21 protein-coding genes are annotated in these 18,310 nt (G+C 41.5%); 9 read left to right on the top strand and 12 right to left on the bottom strand.

The annotated features are described in order from the left end of the window. Nucleotides 1–63: 63 nt before the first annotated feature. Both VB715_RS05170 and VB715_RS05165 read right to left on the bottom strand, forming a co-directional pair. The gene (locus VB715_RS05170; protein ID WP_323300123.1) at nt 64–402 is read right to left on the bottom strand and encodes a hypothetical protein; all 339 of its coding nucleotides are present in this window, start codon (nt 400–402) and stop codon (nt 64–66) included. Between the two features lie 47 nt (nt 403–449). Beyond that, on the bottom strand, nt 450–1,331 hold the full coding sequence (locus tag VB715_RS05165; protein WP_323300122.1) for a dienelactone hydrolase family protein: 882 nt from the start codon (nt 1,329–1,331) through the stop codon (nt 450–452). Between the two features lie 164 nt (nt 1,332–1,495). On the opposite strand from VB715_RS05165, the gene VB715_RS05160 reads away from it, so the two are divergent. Continuing rightward, nucleotides 1,496–2,116, top strand: coding sequence for a GUN4 domain-containing protein (locus VB715_RS05160; protein ID WP_323300121.1), 621 nt, complete (start codon nt 1,496–1,498; stop codon nt 2,114–2,116). Between the two features lie 67 nt (nt 2,117–2,183). Beyond that, the gene (locus VB715_RS05155) at nt 2,184–3,566 is read left to right on the top strand and encodes an efflux RND transporter periplasmic adaptor subunit (RefSeq protein ID WP_323300120.1); all 1,383 of its coding nucleotides are present in this window, start codon (nt 2,184–2,186) and stop codon (nt 3,564–3,566) included. A 24-nt stretch (nt 3,567–3,590) separates the two neighbouring features. On the opposite strand, the gene VB715_RS05150 is transcribed toward VB715_RS05155, so the two are convergent. Together VB715_RS05150 and VB715_RS05145 are read right to left on the bottom strand one after the other, a co-directional pair. After that, nucleotides 3,591–4,514, bottom strand: a complete 924-nt coding sequence (locus VB715_RS05150) for a prohibitin family protein (RefSeq protein ID WP_323300119.1) — start codon at nt 4,512–4,514, stop codon at nt 3,591–3,593. 125 nt (nt 4,515–4,639) lie between these two features. Then, the gene (locus tag VB715_RS05145) at nt 4,640–5,053 is read right to left on the bottom strand and encodes a universal stress protein (protein ID WP_323300118.1); all 414 of its coding nucleotides are present in this window, start codon (nt 5,051–5,053) and stop codon (nt 4,640–4,642) included. A gap of 171 nt (nt 5,054–5,224) precedes the next feature. Between VB715_RS05145 and VB715_RS05140 the strand changes: the two genes are divergently transcribed. Then, nucleotides 5,225–6,427 (top strand): phosphoglycerate kinase, encoded by a 1,203-nt coding sequence (locus VB715_RS05140; RefSeq protein WP_323300117.1) that lies wholly within the window; start codon nt 5,225–5,227, stop codon nt 6,425–6,427. Between the two features lie 126 nt (nt 6,428–6,553). Here the strand turns inward: VB715_RS05140 and VB715_RS05135 are convergent, their stop codons facing one another. Together VB715_RS05135 and VB715_RS05130 are read right to left on the bottom strand one after the other, a co-directional pair. Next, the gene (locus VB715_RS05135; RefSeq protein WP_323300116.1) at nt 6,554–6,970 is read right to left on the bottom strand and encodes a DUF4164 domain-containing protein; all 417 of its coding nucleotides are present in this window, start codon (nt 6,968–6,970) and stop codon (nt 6,554–6,556) included. Between the two features lie 153 nt (nt 6,971–7,123). Further along, on the bottom strand, nt 7,124–7,468 hold the full coding sequence (locus VB715_RS05130) for a translation initiation factor (RefSeq protein ID WP_323300115.1): 345 nt from the start codon (nt 7,466–7,468) through the stop codon (nt 7,124–7,126). 119 nt (nt 7,469–7,587) lie between these two features. Between VB715_RS05130 and trpB the strand changes: the two genes are divergently transcribed. The 5 genes from trpB to VB715_RS05105 all read left to right on the top strand — a co-directional run bounded on the left by trpB (nt 7,588) and on the right by VB715_RS05105 (nt 11,903). Next, the gene (gene trpB / locus VB715_RS05125) at nt 7,588–8,829 is read left to right on the top strand and encodes a tryptophan synthase subunit beta (RefSeq protein WP_323300114.1); all 1,242 of its coding nucleotides are present in this window, start codon (nt 7,588–7,590) and stop codon (nt 8,827–8,829) included. Nucleotides 8,830–9,318: 489 nt separating this feature from the next. After that, complete coding sequence (locus VB715_RS05120) at nt 9,319–9,699, top strand: hypothetical protein (RefSeq protein WP_323300113.1); 381 nt, start codon at nt 9,319–9,321, stop codon at nt 9,697–9,699. Between the two features lie 92 nt (nt 9,700–9,791). Further along, nucleotides 9,792–10,979, top strand: coding sequence for a cysteine desulfurase family protein (locus VB715_RS05115; RefSeq protein WP_323300112.1), 1,188 nt, complete (start codon nt 9,792–9,794; stop codon nt 10,977–10,979). A gap of 91 nt (nt 10,980–11,070) precedes the next feature. After that, complete coding sequence (locus VB715_RS05110) at nt 11,071–11,403, top strand: type II toxin-antitoxin system PrlF family antitoxin (protein WP_323300111.1); 333 nt, start codon at nt 11,071–11,073, stop codon at nt 11,401–11,403. A 2-nt stretch (nt 11,404–11,405) separates the two neighbouring features. Next, nucleotides 11,406–11,903: a type II toxin-antitoxin system YhaV family toxin gene (locus VB715_RS05105; RefSeq protein WP_323300110.1), complete on the top strand. Its 498-nt coding sequence runs from the start codon at nt 11,406–11,408 to the stop codon at nt 11,901–11,903. On the opposite strand, the gene alr is transcribed toward VB715_RS05105, so the two are convergent. The 6 genes from alr to VB715_RS05075 form a co-directional block, all read right to left on the bottom strand. Further along, entirely contained in the window at nt 11,900–13,129 is a 1,230-nt protein-coding gene (gene alr / locus VB715_RS05100; RefSeq protein WP_323300109.1) for an alanine racemase, read from the bottom strand. The two genes, VB715_RS05105 and alr, sit on opposite strands and share 4 nt — an antisense overlap. A 150-nt stretch (nt 13,130–13,279) precedes the next feature. After that, complete coding sequence (locus tag VB715_RS05095; RefSeq protein WP_323300108.1) at nt 13,280–13,870, bottom strand: DUF3727 domain-containing protein; 591 nt, start codon at nt 13,868–13,870, stop codon at nt 13,280–13,282. A 62-nt stretch (nt 13,871–13,932) separates the two neighbouring features. Beyond that, on the bottom strand, nt 13,933–14,757 hold the full coding sequence (gene surE / locus VB715_RS05090) for a 5'/3'-nucleotidase SurE (protein WP_323300107.1): 825 nt from the start codon (nt 14,755–14,757) through the stop codon (nt 13,933–13,935). A gap of 295 nt (nt 14,758–15,052) precedes the next feature. Then, a complete protein-coding gene (locus VB715_RS05085) occupies nt 15,053–15,805 on the bottom strand; it encodes a phycobilisome rod-core linker polypeptide (protein WP_323300106.1) in 753 nt (250 codons plus the stop codon). Between the two features lie 184 nt (nt 15,806–15,989). Further along, nucleotides 15,990–16,589 carry a phycobiliprotein lyase gene (locus VB715_RS05080; protein ID WP_323300105.1) on the bottom strand — a complete coding sequence of 200 codons (600 nt, stop codon included), beginning with the start codon at nt 16,587–16,589 and terminating at the stop codon, nt 15,990–15,992. A gap of 33 nt (nt 16,590–16,622) precedes the next feature. After that, nucleotides 16,623–17,063, bottom strand: a complete 441-nt coding sequence (locus VB715_RS05075) for a DUF1816 domain-containing protein (protein ID WP_323300104.1) — start codon at nt 17,061–17,063, stop codon at nt 16,623–16,625. 440 nt (nt 17,064–17,503) lie between these two features. Here VB715_RS05075 and VB715_RS05070 point away from each other — a divergent pair, with 440 nt between their 5' ends. Next, nucleotides 17,504–18,019 (top strand): hypothetical protein, encoded by a 516-nt coding sequence (locus tag VB715_RS05070; protein WP_323300103.1) that lies wholly within the window; start codon nt 17,504–17,506, stop codon nt 18,017–18,019. Nucleotides 18,020–18,310: the final 291 nt, after the last annotated feature.

Here is an 18,310-nt window from a genome sequence, read left to right as displayed (position 1 = left end):
TCCTATTTCGGTTGTCACAGGGAACAAATCGATAACCTTATTATTCTATTACTTTTGGCGTAATTAATGAAGAAAGTTCGGGAAAAATAACTTAATCACCCCTGTCCCAAAGGCTAGAATAAACCCAACCCCTATCGAACGATTGATAAATTCTTGACTGTCTAATCGTTTATTAATTCCTTTAACTTCTGCATCAAGGGTTTTCATTTCTCCTTTGAGTGATTCAATTCCCACTTGAGTCTCAGTTCTCAAATCACTGACGTTTTTTTGAAGATTGTCTAGTTTAGCTTCAAATTTCTCAAACTTAGTTTCAAATTTTTCATCAATCTTGTCTAACTTACCATTGATTTCCTTTAAGATTTCCTCTAAGGAGTAAGTAACTGTTATGGGTGTTTGACTCATGGTTTAAACTCCTAATTAGATATATTTCCTTTTGACTGTATTACTTATTAGTTAAGATGTTTTGAGAGAAATTGTAAGGTTTTTTCCCAAGCATCAATGGCAGCTTCTGGATTGTATCTTTGTCCTGATGGATTAGCAAAAGCATGATCCGCATTAGGATAAATATAGATCTCAGCTTGTTTATTCAGAGATTTTAAGGCAGTTTCAAAGGAGTTTACCATTTCGGGAGAAGGCCGTTGATCTAATTCTCCAAAAATTCCTAAAATCGGCATTTGTAACGGTTTTAAAACTTCGGGATTTGTTTCTAATTCCCCTCCATAATAAATCACCGCAGCATCAAGTTTATCTGGGAATAATAAAGCCGTTTTCAATGACCAACTGCCCCCAAAACACCAACCCAGAGAGGCAATTTTTGGGGCCTTTTGCGTTTGTTCTAGATACTGATAAGCTAACATCAGATTTTGCTTAAGGCGATCGCTATTATTTTGAGCATTAGTAACTAATTCTCTGGCTTTTTCTGGGGTATCAGCGAATTCTCCTTCATAAAGATCTACCGCTAACGCATTATAGCCCTGATCGGCAATTTGCCGCGTCATAGCTTTAATATTGTCATTGAGTCCCCACCATTCATGAATGATAATAATGCCAGGTAAAGGGCGATCGCGCTTTATGGGAGAGGCCAAATAACCATTGATTGGTTTTCCCCCTAGGTTGCCGTAACTGATCATTTCTCCGGTGACAACATCATTCTTAGTGGGTAATTGGGTTAAAATGTCAGTAGGCTCAGGTCGTTCCTGATGATGAACAGACCAGAGATATTGAGCATAATCTTGAGTGGGGTTTGAGGTCGCATAAATTGGAAAACTCTTAAATGAGATTGCAACGACCAACAAAAAAGTTCCTAAAACGAGTCCAATAAATAAGCGCATCAATCATACAGAAAAAGAACGTCTTTAAGTTATCATATGTTAGCGAAAAATTACCCTTAGAGACTTTTACCTTCATCGGCTTAATCCAAAGGCAGGTTAAAATAACGGCTAGAAACAACATTGAAGATAAATTTTTGAAACCATTAGGTATTTTGATAATGAAAATGACGGCCCCATTCCCTAAACTTTTGTTAGCGTTTGTTTTTAGTTGTCTTTCTCTATCAGCTATTTCTGCCCAAGAAATGCCGAAAAATGATCAATCCTTAATTTCACCAGAAACCGGAGTTGATTTTAGTCCTCTGAGAAACCGCCTAGAAAAGCAAGAATGGCTCAAAGCCAATGAAATCACCAATACCTTAATTTTACAGTCGATCAAGCGAGATGAACAAGGTTGGATGTCCCGTGACGATATTGCCACAATGCCCTGTTGGGATCTCAAAACCATTGATCAACTCTGGAAAGAATATTCTCAGGGGAGATTTGGCTTTAGTGTTCAATTTTCCATTTTTGTTGAAACCGGAAACAAGCCAGGACGCTTATTAGCCAGCGATGCTTACGATGATTTTGGCACAAGAATAGGATGGCGTAAAGACGGTCAATGGGTAGCCTTTAAACAAAACCTCGACTACAGTTTAGATGCCCCTCTAGGTCATCTTCCTAACCCCCGTTCAGAATACCAAATTACCGGGGGAAGACTGAATTATACAGCCCTCACCCAAAGAATGGTAGAGTGCCGTCTCGTTAACTATTCTGATCCTAGAAAACCCTTTAATTATCAACCTTAAAGAAACTTCAAAGTAAAATTAGGTTTCTTCTGCTAAATTCTAAATGACTTCAGCAATCATCAGAGCAATGGCACACAAACCCCTTCCATCTTCTCAGAAATGGCTCGGAACCATTTTCATGATTTCCTCCTTAGTGACAGGGTGTGGCACAGAAACCCCCCAAGCCACCGCCCCTCAAGCCCTTCCTGTGGAATTACAAACCCTCCAAACCGCCACCTTGGTTAATAGTAGTGCCTTTGTCGGATACCTCGAAGCGAGACAGAGGGTAGACTTAGCCCCCAGTCGTACTAATGGGCGCATTGTCAGTATTTTGGTCGGGGAGGGGGACAGGGTGAGTCAGGGACAGAGACTGATAGAAATTGAACCTCAACAGCAAAAAGAACAATTAGCAGCAGCCACCGGGAGTTTGAATGTAGCAAGAGCCGATTTACGGGCAGCAGAAGCGGAATTTCGGCAAAGAGAAGCAGAACGGGATCAAGCTAGGGCCAATGTTGAAAATGCCAGAGCAACTTTGGCCGGTACGGAAGCAGATGTGCAACGGGTACAAGCAGAATTGATCTTAGCGGAGAAAAATTTTGGGCGGGCGAAATTCTTAGAATCAGAAGATGTGGTGACGAAAGAAAGTCTCGATGAAGCGACACGCACCTTAAATGCTACTCAGGCCCAGTTAAAATCCCAAATTAAAACCCGTGATGCTTCTGCTCAAGCGTTAAAAGCGGCTCAACAGAATTTTGTAGCGGCGGAGAGAAGGGTAGATCAAGCCTTAGCTAATGTGGATAGTCGTCAATCTGCTATTACCCAAGCTCAGGGACAACAGGGGTCAACTGCTGTCACCTTAGACTATAATTTCCTGACTGCTCCCATCAATGGGGTGGTGGGTGCTTTTAATACTCATAAAATTGGCGATAATGTGAATGTGGGTGAAACCATCACCACGGTGACAGATAATCAAGTCTTTTTCTTGAATGTGAATATTCCCACGGAAAACCGCGATCGCCTACGGAAAGGGCTTCCGGTAGAAATGATTAAGGCAGATGGTAGTCCTGGGGTTCAAGGTCAAATTACCTATATTGCTCCTTTAGTCCAACAAAATGCTCAATCGATCCTCGTAAAAATGGCCTTTCGTAATGATGGTAGCTTACGCGATCGACAATATGTGCGGGCTAGGGTGATTTGGGATACCCAACCAGGGGTTTTAGTGCCGACGACTGCCGTTACCAGTTTGGGGGGGCAAAAATTTGTCTATGTGGCCCAATCGGGAAAATCTCAGGATAGTTTGATTGCCAAACAAATTCCCGTCAAAGTCGGGGCGATTCAAGGTCAAGCTTATCAGGTTATTTCTGGGGTCAAACCAGGCGATCGCATTGCTGTGAGTCGTATTTTAGACTTAAAAGATGGCCGTCCGATTAGAGAAGCATCTGTTACTAGCCAGGAAACGATTCAAAATTAACCTCCTAATTAATGACTGAAAAATTTAAGGATTTTGTAAAAGTAAAGGCAATTTATCATCTCCTCCCCCAATAATAATTACCTTGGAATTTTCGGATTTTGCTAATTTTTCTGTCGCTTCAATCGCTTTTAATTTAATTAATTGGTCAGTTAATCCTTGAGATAATAATTTTTGGGAGTCAGCAATGCCTTGGGCCTCGATTTTTTTACGAGTTGCCTCTTGTTTTGCCTTTTCTAATTCAAAGGCGATTTCTTGTCGTTCTTTATCATTAATAAATTGTTGTTTTTGACTTTCTTGTTGGGCTTCCAATTTTTCTTCAATGGCTTTTTGAATGGCTTGGGGTAAAATTACATTTCTCAACAAAACTTCATCAACAATAAACCCTAATGGGGCTAAACTTTGGTTGAGATCTTCTCGTAATTTTTGGGCAACTAAAGCGCGTTTTTCTCCATAAATATCTCTCGCTTCATAACTGGCGGTAATTTGACGAATGATTGAACGAAAACGGGGAATTAAAATTGCTTCTTCATCGGTACCAATGGTTTGATATATGATTCCAGCTTGTTGCGGATTAATTTTATACTGAAAACTCACATCTAAATTTAAGTTTAATCCTTCTTTGGAAGTTGCATCTACTGTTTCTTTTATATCTTGTAATCTCGTGGAAAACTTGGTCACTTTTGCTAAAGGACTAATCCAATGAATCCCAGAATTAAGAGGTGTTTCCTGGACTTTTCCCAAAACTTCTATCACTCCTACTTCTCCCGCAGGAAGAATCACTAAAAAACGAAAAATAATTTGATAGATTGAGAAAAGACTTGCTGAAATTCCCAGGAGTAGCGCAATATTTTTCACCTTATTTTGCTGATTTTCTCCCATTAAATTCGGTTTTTGGAAGGCAATTAAAAAAGCAATTAAGGCTGTAATAAGAGACAGAATAACTGACATATAGCAGTTCTCATACTGGTGAGGTACAAAGTTTTCTGGTTTTAGGCAACAGGCAACAGAGAATAAATTAGAGTGTACCGTTCGTATTGCCTTGCTAAAACGCATTTAAAATGCGTTTTAGCTGATTAAGGAATAATTAAAACCGGACAAGGGGCTAGATTAATCACTAAAGTTGTTACACTTTCTGAGGCCCCTTCCGAGGTTAACCCTAGTCCTCGACATCCCATAACAATTAAATCCGCATTGACTTCATCAGCCACATCACAGATAGTAAAAGAGGGCATTCCTTCCCGTTCAATCACATCTGCCTCAATGCCTTTTTCCGCAAACAAAGCTTGGGCCCCTTGTAATAATTTAGCCACAGCTTCGGCCGAAGTCATCACCCCGCCTTGAGAAATTCCTTCCCCGTCAGGAGACTTCTCGACAACGGATAACAACACCAAACGACTATTATAGGTTTTGACGAGATTCGCCACCGTTTCAGCCGCTTCACGAGCCTCTCGACTCTGATCCACAGAGAACAACACCGTATTAAACATAACTTATCTATCTCCTGGATACCCACTCCGGTACAATCAGCAACAGAGCGACCGCCTGTCCCCTGTCTTCTTTTTTTATTGTCTCAGGGGTCGGTTGTAGTTGTGTTTGGTCACAAGCTGATTTAATCTTTTTTTTAGAATCATTCAGCAATCATTCGGAGGAAATTGACTGTGCCTAAGAAGACTGTAGCAAATTTATCGGCCGCTGACCTCACCGGAAAGCGTGTATTAGTCCGAGTTGATTTTAACGTTCCCCTAGATGGTGCAAGCATTTCTGACGATACTCGCATTCGCGCGGCATTGCCAACCATCAAAGATTTAATCTCCAAAGGGGCGAAAGTTATCCTTTGTAGCCACATGGGCCGTCCCAAGGGTAAAGTAGTCCCTAGCATGAGTTTAGCCCCTGTAGCAGCCCGTTTGTCTGAGTTATTAGGGCAACCTGTGGTCATGTGTGATGATTGTGTGGGTGACTCGGTTACTGCTGCCATTGCTAAACTGGAAAATGGTCAGGTTGCCATGTTGGAAAATCTGCGTTTCCATAACGAAGAAGAAGGCAATGACCCAGAATTTGCGAAAAAATTGGCAGCTAATGCTGATTTATACGTTAATGATGCTTTTGGTACCGCCCACCGCGCCCATGCTTCTACAGAAGGGGTAACACATTATCTTAGCCCCAGTGTTGCTGGCTATTTGATTGAAAAAGAACTCACTTATCTACAAGCGGCCATTGAAAACCCCCAACGTCCTTTAGCTGCTATTATCGGCGGTTCTAAGGTTTCTAGTAAAATTGGAGTCATTGAAACTTTACTCGAAAAGTGTGATAAATTGCTCATTGGTGGGGGCATGATTTTCACTTTCTATAAAGCCCGTGGCTTAAGTGTCGGTAAGTCTTTAGTGGAAGAAGATAAGTTAGAATTAGCGAAATCTTTGGAAGCTAAGGCGAAAGAAAAAGGGGTACAATTCTTGTTACCTACCGATGTGGTTTTAGCGGATAACTTTGCTAAAGATGCCAATGCTAAAATTGCCAGCATTGAAAACATTGAAGACGGTTGGATGGGGTTAGATATTGGCCCGGATTCTATTAAAGTCTTTCAAGATGCTTTAGCTGATTGTAAAGCAGTAATTTGGAATGGCCCAATGGGGGTATTTGAATTTGATAAATTCGCGGCCGGAACTGATGCGATCGCTCATACTTTAGCCGGGTTAACTGCCACAGGAACAACTACCATTATTGGGGGGGGTGACTCCGTTGCTGCCGTTGAAAAAGTGGGAGTTGCTGATAAAATGAGCCACATTTCTACCGGAGGTGGGGCGAGTTTAGAACTGCTCGAAGGTAAAGTTTTACCCGGTATTGCTGCCTTAGACGAAGCGTAATTCTACCCTAAGCTAAGACGTATTTTTAATGCGTTTTAGCTTAGGAAAAAGCAATATAATTTCATTCTTCTCTGATCATAATTTGTTGGGTTTCACTTCGTTTAACCAACCGAAAAACTACTAATCTTAGCTAGTAGGCAACCAACCAAATAATTTGGCCGCACCCCCAATCAAAGCAACAATTAAAGCGACTAAAACACCACGATTGATAAATTCTTGATTATCGAGTCTTTTGCTAATACCATCTACTTTGGCATCTAGGGTTTTAATTTCACCAGAAAGTTTTTGATCTAGGGTTTTAATTTCACCAGAAAGTTCTGTTTGACCAATTTCAAGTTTAACGAGTTTCTGATTAACTTCATCAAACTTTTTATCCATTTTTTGGTTAACCTCGTCAAACTTCTGGTTAACCTCGTCAAACTTCTGGTTAACCTGATCAAACTGCTTGTTAACTTCAGCAAACTGTTTATTCACATTCTGTTCAAAGCGAGTTAGAACTTCTTCGAGGGTATAAGTGACGGTTGTTTGGGGGTTGGTAGTCATGGCTGATGAGGTAAATTAATTTTTTTAGGATAAGGGATAACCTGTTAATCTTAGCTGGTAGGCAACCAACCGAATAATTTGGCCTCACCCCCAATCAAAGTAACAATTTTTTTGCTTACGCTTGATTAAAAAAACTTCAAAATGCGTCTTAGCTTAACCTCCACTAATTTTAACTTTATAGCCTAAATCACCCAAAACTTGCACTAATTTCTGACGATGATCTCCTTGAATTTCTAAGTCCCCCTCCTTGATAGTTCCCCCACTACCACATTGATTTTTTAACTGTTTAAGTAACTTATTTAAAGTTTCTGGTGAATGTTGAAACCCTGTAATAACAGTGACAGTTTTTCCCTTGCGTCCCGAACGGGTAGACTGTACCCTAATATTTTGTTGCGGTGGTGGAACATCTCGAACCGTCCGTTCTAACGCTTCTGAGTTGGAAGCATTACCAAACTCTTGATAAATAATAGACTTAGACTGCTTAGATTTAGAAGACATAGTGATCAGCAAAAAATAACTACAATGGATCTTAATCTTATCAAGATCTAGGGGCTTAATAATATTAAGCCCCTACGGCATAATATCAATTAGACTCGCCATAGTTAGATCAAACTACAATGACAACCACACCCATTACCCCATCATCATCGACACAAACCCAATATCCCGACGCATTAGGACGCTTTGGCCGTTATGGGGGGAAATATGTCCCTGAAACCTTAATGCCAGCCCTCAGCGAACTGGAAACCGCCTATAATCGTTACAAGGATGACCCAGACTTTCAACAAGAATTATCCCAATTATTAAAAGATTATGTGGGCCGGCCGAGTCCTTTGTACTTTGCAGAACGCTTAACCGAATATTATGCCCGTCCTGATGGTACAGGCCCCCAAATTTACCTAAAACGGGAAGATTTGAACCATACAGGGGCCCATAAGATTAATAACGCCTTGGGACAGGTATTATTAGCGAAACGCATGGGCAAAAAGCGTATTATTGCCGAAACAGGGGCCGGACAACATGGGGTTGCTACAGCGACAGTTTGCGCCCGTTTTGGCCTAGAATGCGTCATTTATATGGGGGTTCATGATATGGAACGCCAAAACTTGAATGTGTTCCGCATGAAACTATTAGGGGCCACGGTTCAACCTGTAGAAGCAGGAACCGGAACCCTTAAAGATGCAACCTCAGAAGCGATTAGAGACTGGGTGACAAATGTAGAGACAACCCATTACATTTTAGGGTCGGTGGCCGGGCCTCATCCTTATCCCATGATTGTCCGAGATTTTCATCATATTATTGGCCAAGAAACCCGTCAACAATGCAGGGAAAAATGGGGCGGTTTACCTGATATTTTACTCGCTTGTGTGGGGGGTGGATCAAATGCGATGGGGTTATTTTATGAGTTTCTTAAAGATACCTCAATCCGCATTATTGGAGTAGAAGCAGCAGGGGAAAGTATTGCCTCTGGAAAACACGCTGCAACCCTCACAAAAGGTCGTCCTGGGGTGTTACATGGGGCCATGAGTTATTTATTACAAGATACGGAAGGACAGGTCATTGAAGCCCATTCTATCAGTGCTGGTTTAGATTATCCTGGAGTGGGGCCAGAACATAGTTATCTTAAAGATGCTAACCGCGCTGAATATTACAGTGTAACTGATGCCGAAGCTGTGGCGGCTTTTCAGCGTTTATCGCAGTTAGAGGGTATTATTCCTGCTTTGGAAACTTCCCATGCGATCGCCTATTTAGAAAATCTTTGTCCCAGCTTAGAAGGTAGTCCCCGTATTATTATTAATTGTTCGGGCAGGGGAGATAAAGATGTGCAAACTGTGGCTAAATATTTAGGTAGTCAATAAACTTAGGGTGGGCAATGCCCACCCTACAATTATAAATAAATAAATGTAAATTTTGTTTGACAAAAACTTAACTTTATAGGTTAAAAGCCTTAAGTAATTCAAGTTGTTGATGATCTTAGTCAGTTTTCATGGCCTGAAGAATATCCTGATGTTGCTGAGTTGTTGCATTTTCTCAACACCCTTTGCGCTGAGATCATCTAACCTTGTATCCTGAATATATAGTAGGAAACAGGCAGTACATGGTTATTGTCTACATTCGCCCTTTGACAAGGTTCTTACCTGTTCCCGCTTAGATAAGTGCCTAAACAAAATTAATTTTGTGTGCTTACTTAGATAATACCAATCGATTGATACTCAAGAGAAATGGTATAAAACTGTATCATATTTTTCTAAACTGGCTTAGGTGTCATATTTTAAGACCCCCATCAAAGTCAGTGGGATTCATTTTTAGCAAATTAGCGGCGAGCATTGTATGCCTAAAAGGTTATTATGTCCAGACGAAAAAAGAGTTTTCCCTGTGGTCATAAAGGTTATGGTCAAATCTGTCATCGGTGCGCTCATGAACAAACCATTTGGGAAGAGAAAAAACAACAAAAAAACGCTTGGGAAGAGACATTTACGCAAGATCCCATTGACTTAAGGCCATTTCCTAAAAATGTGGTACTCAAAGCCCGTCAAATCCTTCAGGGCCTGGCTAACCAACAGGATTATCGAGAATTTCATGGCAAACGACTAAGACATGATCGCTTTGTCATTAGTATTCCAGTGACCCGACATTATCGTTTAATTTGCCGCGATCATGGAAATTTCTTGACCCCAGAGGCGGTGATCTCCCATGAAGATTATAATGTATGTAAACCCGGCCGTTAAAAATCAAACTATATAATCATCAATTTTATTACTCGTTACCAGTCATCTAAGTTCTGTTTTAACCCCACCCCAGCTCATCCCTAAAGAACATAATGCAAATCTATCTTGACTATAGTGCCACCACGCCCCCTCGCTCAGAGGTCATTACTCAAGTCAATGAAATCCTGACACAGCAATGGGGCAACCCCTCCAGTTTACATCTGTGGGGGCAACGGGCAGCTATGGTCATGGAAACCGCTAGAGTTCAAGTTGCTCACCTCATCAATGCGGCTGATCCTGAATCCATTATCTTTACATCAGGGGGAACAGAAGCCGATAATTTGGCTATTTTTGGCATTGCTAGACGTTACACCACGCCGCAACATATTATCATCTCGACGGTTGAACATCCTGCCATTGCTGAACCGGTGAGACGGTTAGAACAAGAAGGATGGCAAATTACCCGTTTACCTGTTAACCGTCAAGGTAGAATTAATCCCCTCGACTTAAGCGCAGGGATTCAACCTAATACTGTCTTAGTATCCATTATCTACGGACAAAGTGAGGTGGGAACGGTTCAACCCATCGAAGAATTGGTAAAAATTGCTCATTATCACGGTATTCTCTTTCATACTGATGCTGTTCAAGGGGCAGGGAGATTATCGGTCGATGTACAACGACTCAATGTTGATTTATTGTCCTTGTCTGCCCACAAAATTTATGGGGTGCAAGGGGCCGGGGCTTTATATGTGCGTCCAGGCATTAAACTTACCCCCTTATTCGGTGGGGGGGGACAAGAAGGCAAATTGCGCTCAGGCACTCAAGCAGTTCCTATTATTGCAGGGTTTGGGGTGGCTGCTGAATTGGCCGCAGAGGAAAGGGAAAGAGAAACCCCTCGGTTAATCGGACTACGCGATCGCCTGTTTGATTTGATGGCTGATTGTCCTTATTTAGTTCCTACAGGGGATAGATTATATCGTCTGCCTCATCATGTTAGTTTTGCGATCGCCGCGCCTTGCGATTATCTTCATCCAGAAAATATTACAGGTAAAACGATAGTGCGTCAGTTAAATTTAGCTGGCATTGCCATTAGTTCTGGATCTGCTTGTCATAGTGGTAAATTAAGCCCCAGTCCCGTTTTATTAGCCATGGGTTACTCGGAAACAGAAGCGTTAGGCGGCATTCGTTTAACTTTGGGACGGCACACCACCGAAGCTGATATTGATTGGACAGCCATGGTGCTTAAACAAGTTCTCAACCGCTTAATTCCTGAATTAGTCACTGTCTCAGGCTGCAAGTAAAGGAAATCTATCTGGTTTTTGTCACCTTGACAAGACAATGCAATTGCATTACCTTAGAGATATAATTTAACTAACAGGTTGAGAAGTCGCTATGGCTTTAACATCAACTCCATGTTCAGAATCTACTCTGACGGATCGTTATCAGACGACAATCCCTGAGCCTGTCCGCAAAGCTCTTGTCTTGAATAAGCGTGATAAGATAGGTTACAGCATACAGTCTGACGGTCAAGTCGTGATTTCTCGCGTTGACCAGACAGAAAGCGATCCTATACTTGGCAAGTTTCTGAATTTTATTGCACAAGATATCGAAAAAAATCCCCAACACTTACAAGGGATTAGCTCTGACTTAGTAAGTCGTGTTAAGTCTTTGGTTGCTGAAGTGGATGTTGATCTTGATGCACCACTTTCTGATGAGGATGAATAAGTTTGTCCGTAAATCAGCCCCTAGTAATTAATGGTTGGAACCTATTTGCTCATCCTCTCTTTCTTAATCAGTTTGAAGAACTTTTGATGCAGGTTGAAAATTTGCGTCAGAAGTATCCTCAAGACTACAAGAAGAAAAATGCTACCAAGCGTCTAGCTGCCATAGTAAAGCTGGTATTTGATGTGATTCCTCAAGATCCAACCCGTAGTGATTATCGTCAAGGCACTACCCTTGGTGACGATTACAAGCACTGGTTTAGAGCTAAATTTTTTCAGCAGTACCGACTGTTTTTTCGATATCATCAAGAGAGCAAAATCATTGTTTTCGTCTGGGTTAACGATGAAAACTCTAAGCGAGCTTATGACAGTAATACGGACGCTTATCGAGTTTTTAAGAAAATGCTCTTAAGTGGTAATCCCCCAGACGATTGGAATGACTTACTCAAAGATGCAAAAAGTGAAACTAATCGTTTAGAGAAAGCAGTTAATGCGGAAATTTAACCGGATTTCCTATTATTACTAACAACAGTTTTCGGTTGCCAATTCTCAACACTCACCCTTGGTAATCGATGTTTAAACCCACAAAGAATTTCCCAAGAAATCGTATTTAATAAACTTGCCCAATGATCTGCTGTAATTTCTTGCTCTCCATCTTTGCCAATTAAAGTAACAACATCTCCCACTTGTAAATTGCGAAGATGAGTAACATCTAACATCAATTGATCCATTGTAATGGCCCCGATTTGACAGGCCCGTTGTCCCCGAATTAAGACTTGAAGACGGTTCGATAAATTACGGGGAACTCCATCGGCATAACCAATACTCACCACCGCAATTTTCATCGGGCGATCGCTGACAAACTGATGACCATAACTAACCCCCGTACCCGGAGGAATCGCTTTAATTTGCGTAATTTTCGCCTTTACCTGTAACACAGGTTTTAACATAACCTGGGAACGCAAATGAGGGGCAGGATACAAACCATATAAGGCTAACCCTACTCTAACTAAATCATAGTGTAAATTAGGAGCAACCAATGTGGCAGCAGAATTAGCAAAATGAAGACAAGGGGGTTGAATTCCTTGGGTTTTGAGTTGGGCGATCGCCTGTTTAAACCGTCGATGTTGTAATTTCATCTGGGTGGGATCAGGATCATCGGCCGTTGCTAAATGAGAATAAACACTGGCCAGGGTTAATGAGGGTAATTGTTGCACTAATTTGACAAATTCCGTCCCTTGGTGCCAAGGGGTTCCTAAACGGGACATTCCCGTGTCTAATTTTAGATGCACAGGTAAGGTTTCCCCAAATTGGCAGAGGGTTTGGGAGAAAATTAAGGCCTGTTGGGGGTTACAAAGAGTCGGTTCTAATTTCCAATGAGCGATCGCCGCAATTTCTTCAGGAGTATTCATAGCCCCTAAAATAAGAATCGGGGCAGTAATTCCGGCTTCTCGTAATTCGATCCCCTCTCCCAAAGTAGCAACGGCCAAGCCATTAACCCCTGCATTAAGCACAGTTTGGGCCACGGTAATGGCCCCATGACCATAAGCATCTGCTTTCACCACAGCCATTAAAGCGGTTTTTGGGGACAATAAACCCTTAATTTCTTTGACATTGTGAGTTAAGGCCCCTAGATCGATTTCTACCCAGGCCCGTTGACGGATAATGTCAGAAAGATAGTAATTGTAGCGATTTTTAGTGACTCCTAAGATAGACTCTTGACTTAACATCCCTGCTCACTCCTAACACAATCACCCAATACTGTAACCAATTGACGATTATCTTAACAGACGCAACAAATCAAAAGATGATTCCAAATTGGGGTAATGGGGTAATGGGAAAACTTTCTCCTCACCTCCTCATTCCCTCACACCCTTACATCACTCCATGTCATCAAATAATAATTCTTCTAAAATTGCTTGCATTTCCTCATCTTCAGGAGACACTAATTCTACTTCTCCCAGCAAATTATATTTGGCCAAAAAGAGTAAGGGAGACAAGGGAGTATAAATTGAGTATTTTTGATCTTGATGATAAAAATCTTTGAGAAATTGTAACTCTTCTGAGTCTAAGGCTGGCCCATCTGTTTCTAATTCTAGGGTTAAAATGCCATCATCTTCTATAGGAGGTAATTCCCCCACTACCGTTAGGGTAAAGGCCGTTAATTTTAGGGTCAAATCGAGTTCCGCTAACACAGCTTTAGCGTCAGGGAAAATCTCTTCGATTTCGATTTTATCTTCTAATAAGACAGCATTAGTAATTTCTTCGGTGTCCTCAACATCTTGATCCTCTTCATCCCAGACCAAAACGACAATAGGAATATCTACAGGCATCAGCAAGAGATAAGTTCCATCGTCTCCTTCGATCGCGTTTTCTACATAACATTCTAGAGTGCGACCGTCTTCGTCAGTTAAGGTCACACTATCGATATCTTCTGGATCGCTTTCTTGGTTGAATTGGAACGATGACATGGTTTTAAATAAGACTGCGATTGAATTAGAATATCATAAATTGTCATCAGTTATTGACGAGATTAATTGAGATAAGTGCCTACCCAGCGAGTTCTGTGTAAATACTCGAAACCTGCTACATCAGTGAGATTGTATTGCAGGGGAGTGATGGTAATGTAATTATGTTGAATGGCCTGGACATCGGTGGGAATGTCGGGAGGAAGATGAATATGATCCGGTTGTTCTATTTCTGTGACTAACTCTCCGGCCAACCAATAGTAGCTTTTTCCTCTGGGATCGATACGCTTCTCAAAATTTTCCACATAGCGACGCAACCCTTGACGGGTGATCATTACACCAGCGATCGCATTTGAGGCCACGGGAGGAACATTAACATTAAGTAGGGTACTTTCGGGAAGAGGATGACTGGCCAACTGTTTGACTAGGGTACAGGCAAAATTGGCGGCGGGTTGAAACTCACGGGAAGAAAAACTGGCTAAACTAATGGCAACACTAGGAATGCCTTCAATAATGCCTTCCATAGCTGCTGATACAGTGCCTGAATAAAGAACGTCTGTACCCAAATTGGAGCCATGATTAATGCCTGAAACAATGATATCAGGACGGGTTTCTAGTAGGGTACTCAAGGCTAATTTTACACAGTCTGAGGGGGTTCCTGAACAGGACCAAGCAGCAATTGTCGGAGCAAAAAAATCCTCGACAATTTCTGCCCGAATGGGACGATGTAGAGTCAAGCCATGACCTGTAGCCGAGCGTTCTCGATCAGGACAAACAACAGTGACATTATAGTCTGCTTCGGCCAGGGTATTGGCCAGGGTGCGGACACCGAGGGAAAAAATGCCATCATCATTACTGATTAAAATATTGATGGGGGAAGGATTGGTCATAGATAAAAAAGGTCAGATGAATTTTATATTATTGTCGTGAACTACCCACGCATTCCGCGTAGCGACTGCGTTCCTTATGCGGGGACTTCTCGCTCCCGAAGAGGTTAAACCTAGTCAAATCAATCATTTTTCGAGAAATTATAGCATTGATTAACTATCATTAATTCTTGAAAAAACTCACCAATAAAATTAGGGAAAGCCACAGATCCACAGCATAACTTCGTCGAGTTGACTTAATCATCCTGCCCATCCGCAACTTTCCCTAAGCCTTAAGCTTCAGAATAACGCCGTTTAATTAACGACGAGGAACAGCCGCCATATAATCCAGACTTCCGGTAGAAACCCTGCCAGTGGGGTTTCCTTTAGCACTGGGAAGACTCCGTGCTACTCCTAAGAAGTTGGAAGGATCTCCTGCTTTGGCTTTTTGGTCTTGAGGAACGTAACGACGGATTTCGTTTTGCCAAACGATTTGGGGGAAGCCCAAAATGGTGCGATAGTAGCCATCATAACGGGGGGACTTGATATTGAAGGGGGTTTCACCCGCTTCGCGTCCAGGTAAGTTACGACGACGTTGGAAAGGAACGGTATCATAACCGAAGTTTTCTAGATACTCATCACTATTGAGCAATTCGTCGATGAAACCGCCGTATCCTTTGGTCGCAACGACAATAGACCAAGTGATTTTTTCCCGTTCGCTGTAGACATCCCGGCCGAGTACCCGTTGAACACACTGTTCAACAAAGCGGTAGTTACTATTTTTCTCGTAGAAGCTGTTGATAAACGTCTTAGAGAGTAACAAACCACGAATGAAGTCCCGCACGGTAATTTGTCCATTACGGAGTTGGGACTCTAGGACAGGTTCCCGATCCCACTGAAACGCATGGAAAAAGATCTGGCGGTAAGCCGCTTCGATCAGATTACCCATTTCTCCTGGAGAGAGGAGATTTTCTGTGGTAAAGACGATCGGTTGCTCGTCTCCTGGTACCAGGTATCCTTCTACTCGCGCATTTTGGGATTTTGGCGCGTAATCTAAAAGAGGAAGAGCCAAGTTTGAACCTCCGTTATTTTACAAATTCTTAAAAACTGTAATCCTAATCATAAGGGAGTTGGGGACGTTAAGCCGAGTAATATTAACAATTATTACAATTAATTAGAAAGGGAAGGAGAAAGAAGAGGGGGGAAACAAGGGAGAAATTACCTTCTATTAAACCTCCCACACCTCTCACCCTTCTCTACCAACCCGTAATGGAATAGCAAGGATTGAGGGTTGAGACGTTGCCGACGACGGCATCAACGGAGTCATTGCCCTTGTCTTCCTGACGCATTTCCGCGCAAAACGTCGCCGTATTAAAGCCCCCAAACCGTTGTACCGTACTGGTTCTCAATCTTAGGTCAGGATTTACAAACCAAAACCTTTCAATGGTACTCATGGTGTCGTATTCTGTCACCAACACTAGGGCATTATCCTCATCTATCTGATAACGGCCGGCAATGGGGACAATTTCTGCATAACCCCTTTCTCTTAAGAGCATTCCCTCTCTCGGATTATCAGCATCGGGGATTAAGGCAAAAATGGTGTTGCCTTCGTGATTTTCGTCTTCTTTATCCCAGGCCATGGAACCATCCCAACTGACAAACGCACCCCCAATGGCTAAAGCGGGATCAAAGTCGTGCAGTTGGCAAATTTCGGCAATTTTTGGATGATCCGGCCCAAGAGCTTCTACATAAATCTCTGAGTTGCCAATTTCTGCCCGTCTAAAGGCTAAATGATGGGTGGTGCGCTGCGATCGCCATTTTCCTGAACTATTTTGAAAAAATTCTAATGCGTCCATAATTTTGATGACTCCCGTTACTTTTAACAGTTTTTAGACATCCCCATTCAACTCTTGAGTTAAGATTGGGGGTTGACATTGTTTGATTTTTATGGTAATACCGTTTGCACCTTCTTCTTTTAAGTCTTCCACATAACCCCCTTGATTAATTTGGGCTTCTTCGGGACTGTCAAAGGGGCCAAAATAATACAAACAACGGGGCTGTGTTGTTATAATTTCAACCCACCAGGGCAATTCAATTTTCTGTTTAATCGGTAGCTCATTGAGAGCATTAACAGGCATAATATTCACAATTTTGCCTCCTAAGCGGGTGATCCGTTGCATTTCTTGGTTCATCCGTTTATAAGGGACTTTTAAGTAAAATTTCCCCCGACGTTGAAATAAACCGTTAATTTGGTTAAGTGCCGCCATTTGGGGTTGAATCACCACTTCATATAGAAAAACACGGTTATTTGCGTCGTTGTTAGTCGCCATGTTAGTTTAGGTTACTGGGTACATTGGGATTAATGACAGCCCGATCAGGTTGATTTAGCTGGCTACTGAATATGCTTTGATGAAAACGTTAAAGCTGGTTGAGCTTAGGGATTTTCCTTAGCCTATCATGGGTTGTCGCTTTTCTCTATGAAAGAACTTCGACCACAATTTGAAAAATTTCAGCAGATTTTTATATTTTACTGAATATTTAGGGGCTAAGTTACATCATTCCTCAAAATTTTCTCATTGACAATGAATATCAGCCTATACATTCTTTTTAGTTCCCTGAATTTTCTTCTTTTATCCCTTGATCCCTTCCTGATCCCAATGCTTTATTTATCTATGTTTGATAAAATAATTTTCGAGACTTAATCCTACATTAAAATAAGAAACTAATGCGCTACCAAAAAACTAAATACTTGACAGAGCTTTAAGGACAAATGTTAATTCACTTTTTAGGGGTTTCTGGTTGGCTATTTTTCCATTTCTTGCCTCAACAATATTACGATAATCAAGGCTTACCAAATCCTTCTATTATTGTCCAAGCTTCGAGAGAAAGTTTAGAGTTTACAACCTTGAAAAAAGACTTAGAAAAAGCAGGATTTGAAGTGATTTTTGCTTTACCACCCCAAAGAGGAGCCTATGGCTTATTACAGGTAGAAACTAAAAAGATTTGGATTAATCCGGTGGTTTTTGATCTCAATATTTCTCTCCCAACTCTTATTCATGAATCGGTTCATGCTGCTCAAGTTTGCGCTGGAAAAGGTAAAATAACAACCTTAAGATTAGAGGTTGAACCGATTAATTATGCTCGTCCTTTTTTTCAACAATATTCTGATATTCATCGCCAAGATTTAGAACGGGAAGCTTATGCAGTGCAAACTCAACCAAACTCTTTTGAATTGGCTTTATCTTTACTGCAAAAACATTGTAATTTGAAAGAAAAAAATAGTTAAAAATCCAATTCCTCTTAAGTAAGCCTGAAAACTTCACCAGTAATCATCAAATATGAAGCTTTGTTACAAAAGCTGTCAAGGGGGAAAGGAAGTTGATATATTGGTAATTGAAGCAAGGTAAAGCTTCCCTGGCAGATCAAACAGCCCAGTGAACATCAGTAAAACCAAGAGGTAAGTTAACGCTGTTTAAACTAAACGTCTGTCTCGTATCCGACAACAACACCCAGTCAGAAAACGGATCATTCCTCAAATGGGTAAAATGGGAGTCAATCAATAGCCCTTGTCTTGAGT

It is taken from the genome of Crocosphaera sp. UHCC 0190 (assembly GCF_034932065.1).
Taxonomy (GTDB): Bacteria; Cyanobacteriota; Cyanobacteriia; order Cyanobacteriales; family Microcystaceae; genus UHCC-0190.
This window is presented reverse-complemented; position numbering and strand designations above follow the sequence as displayed.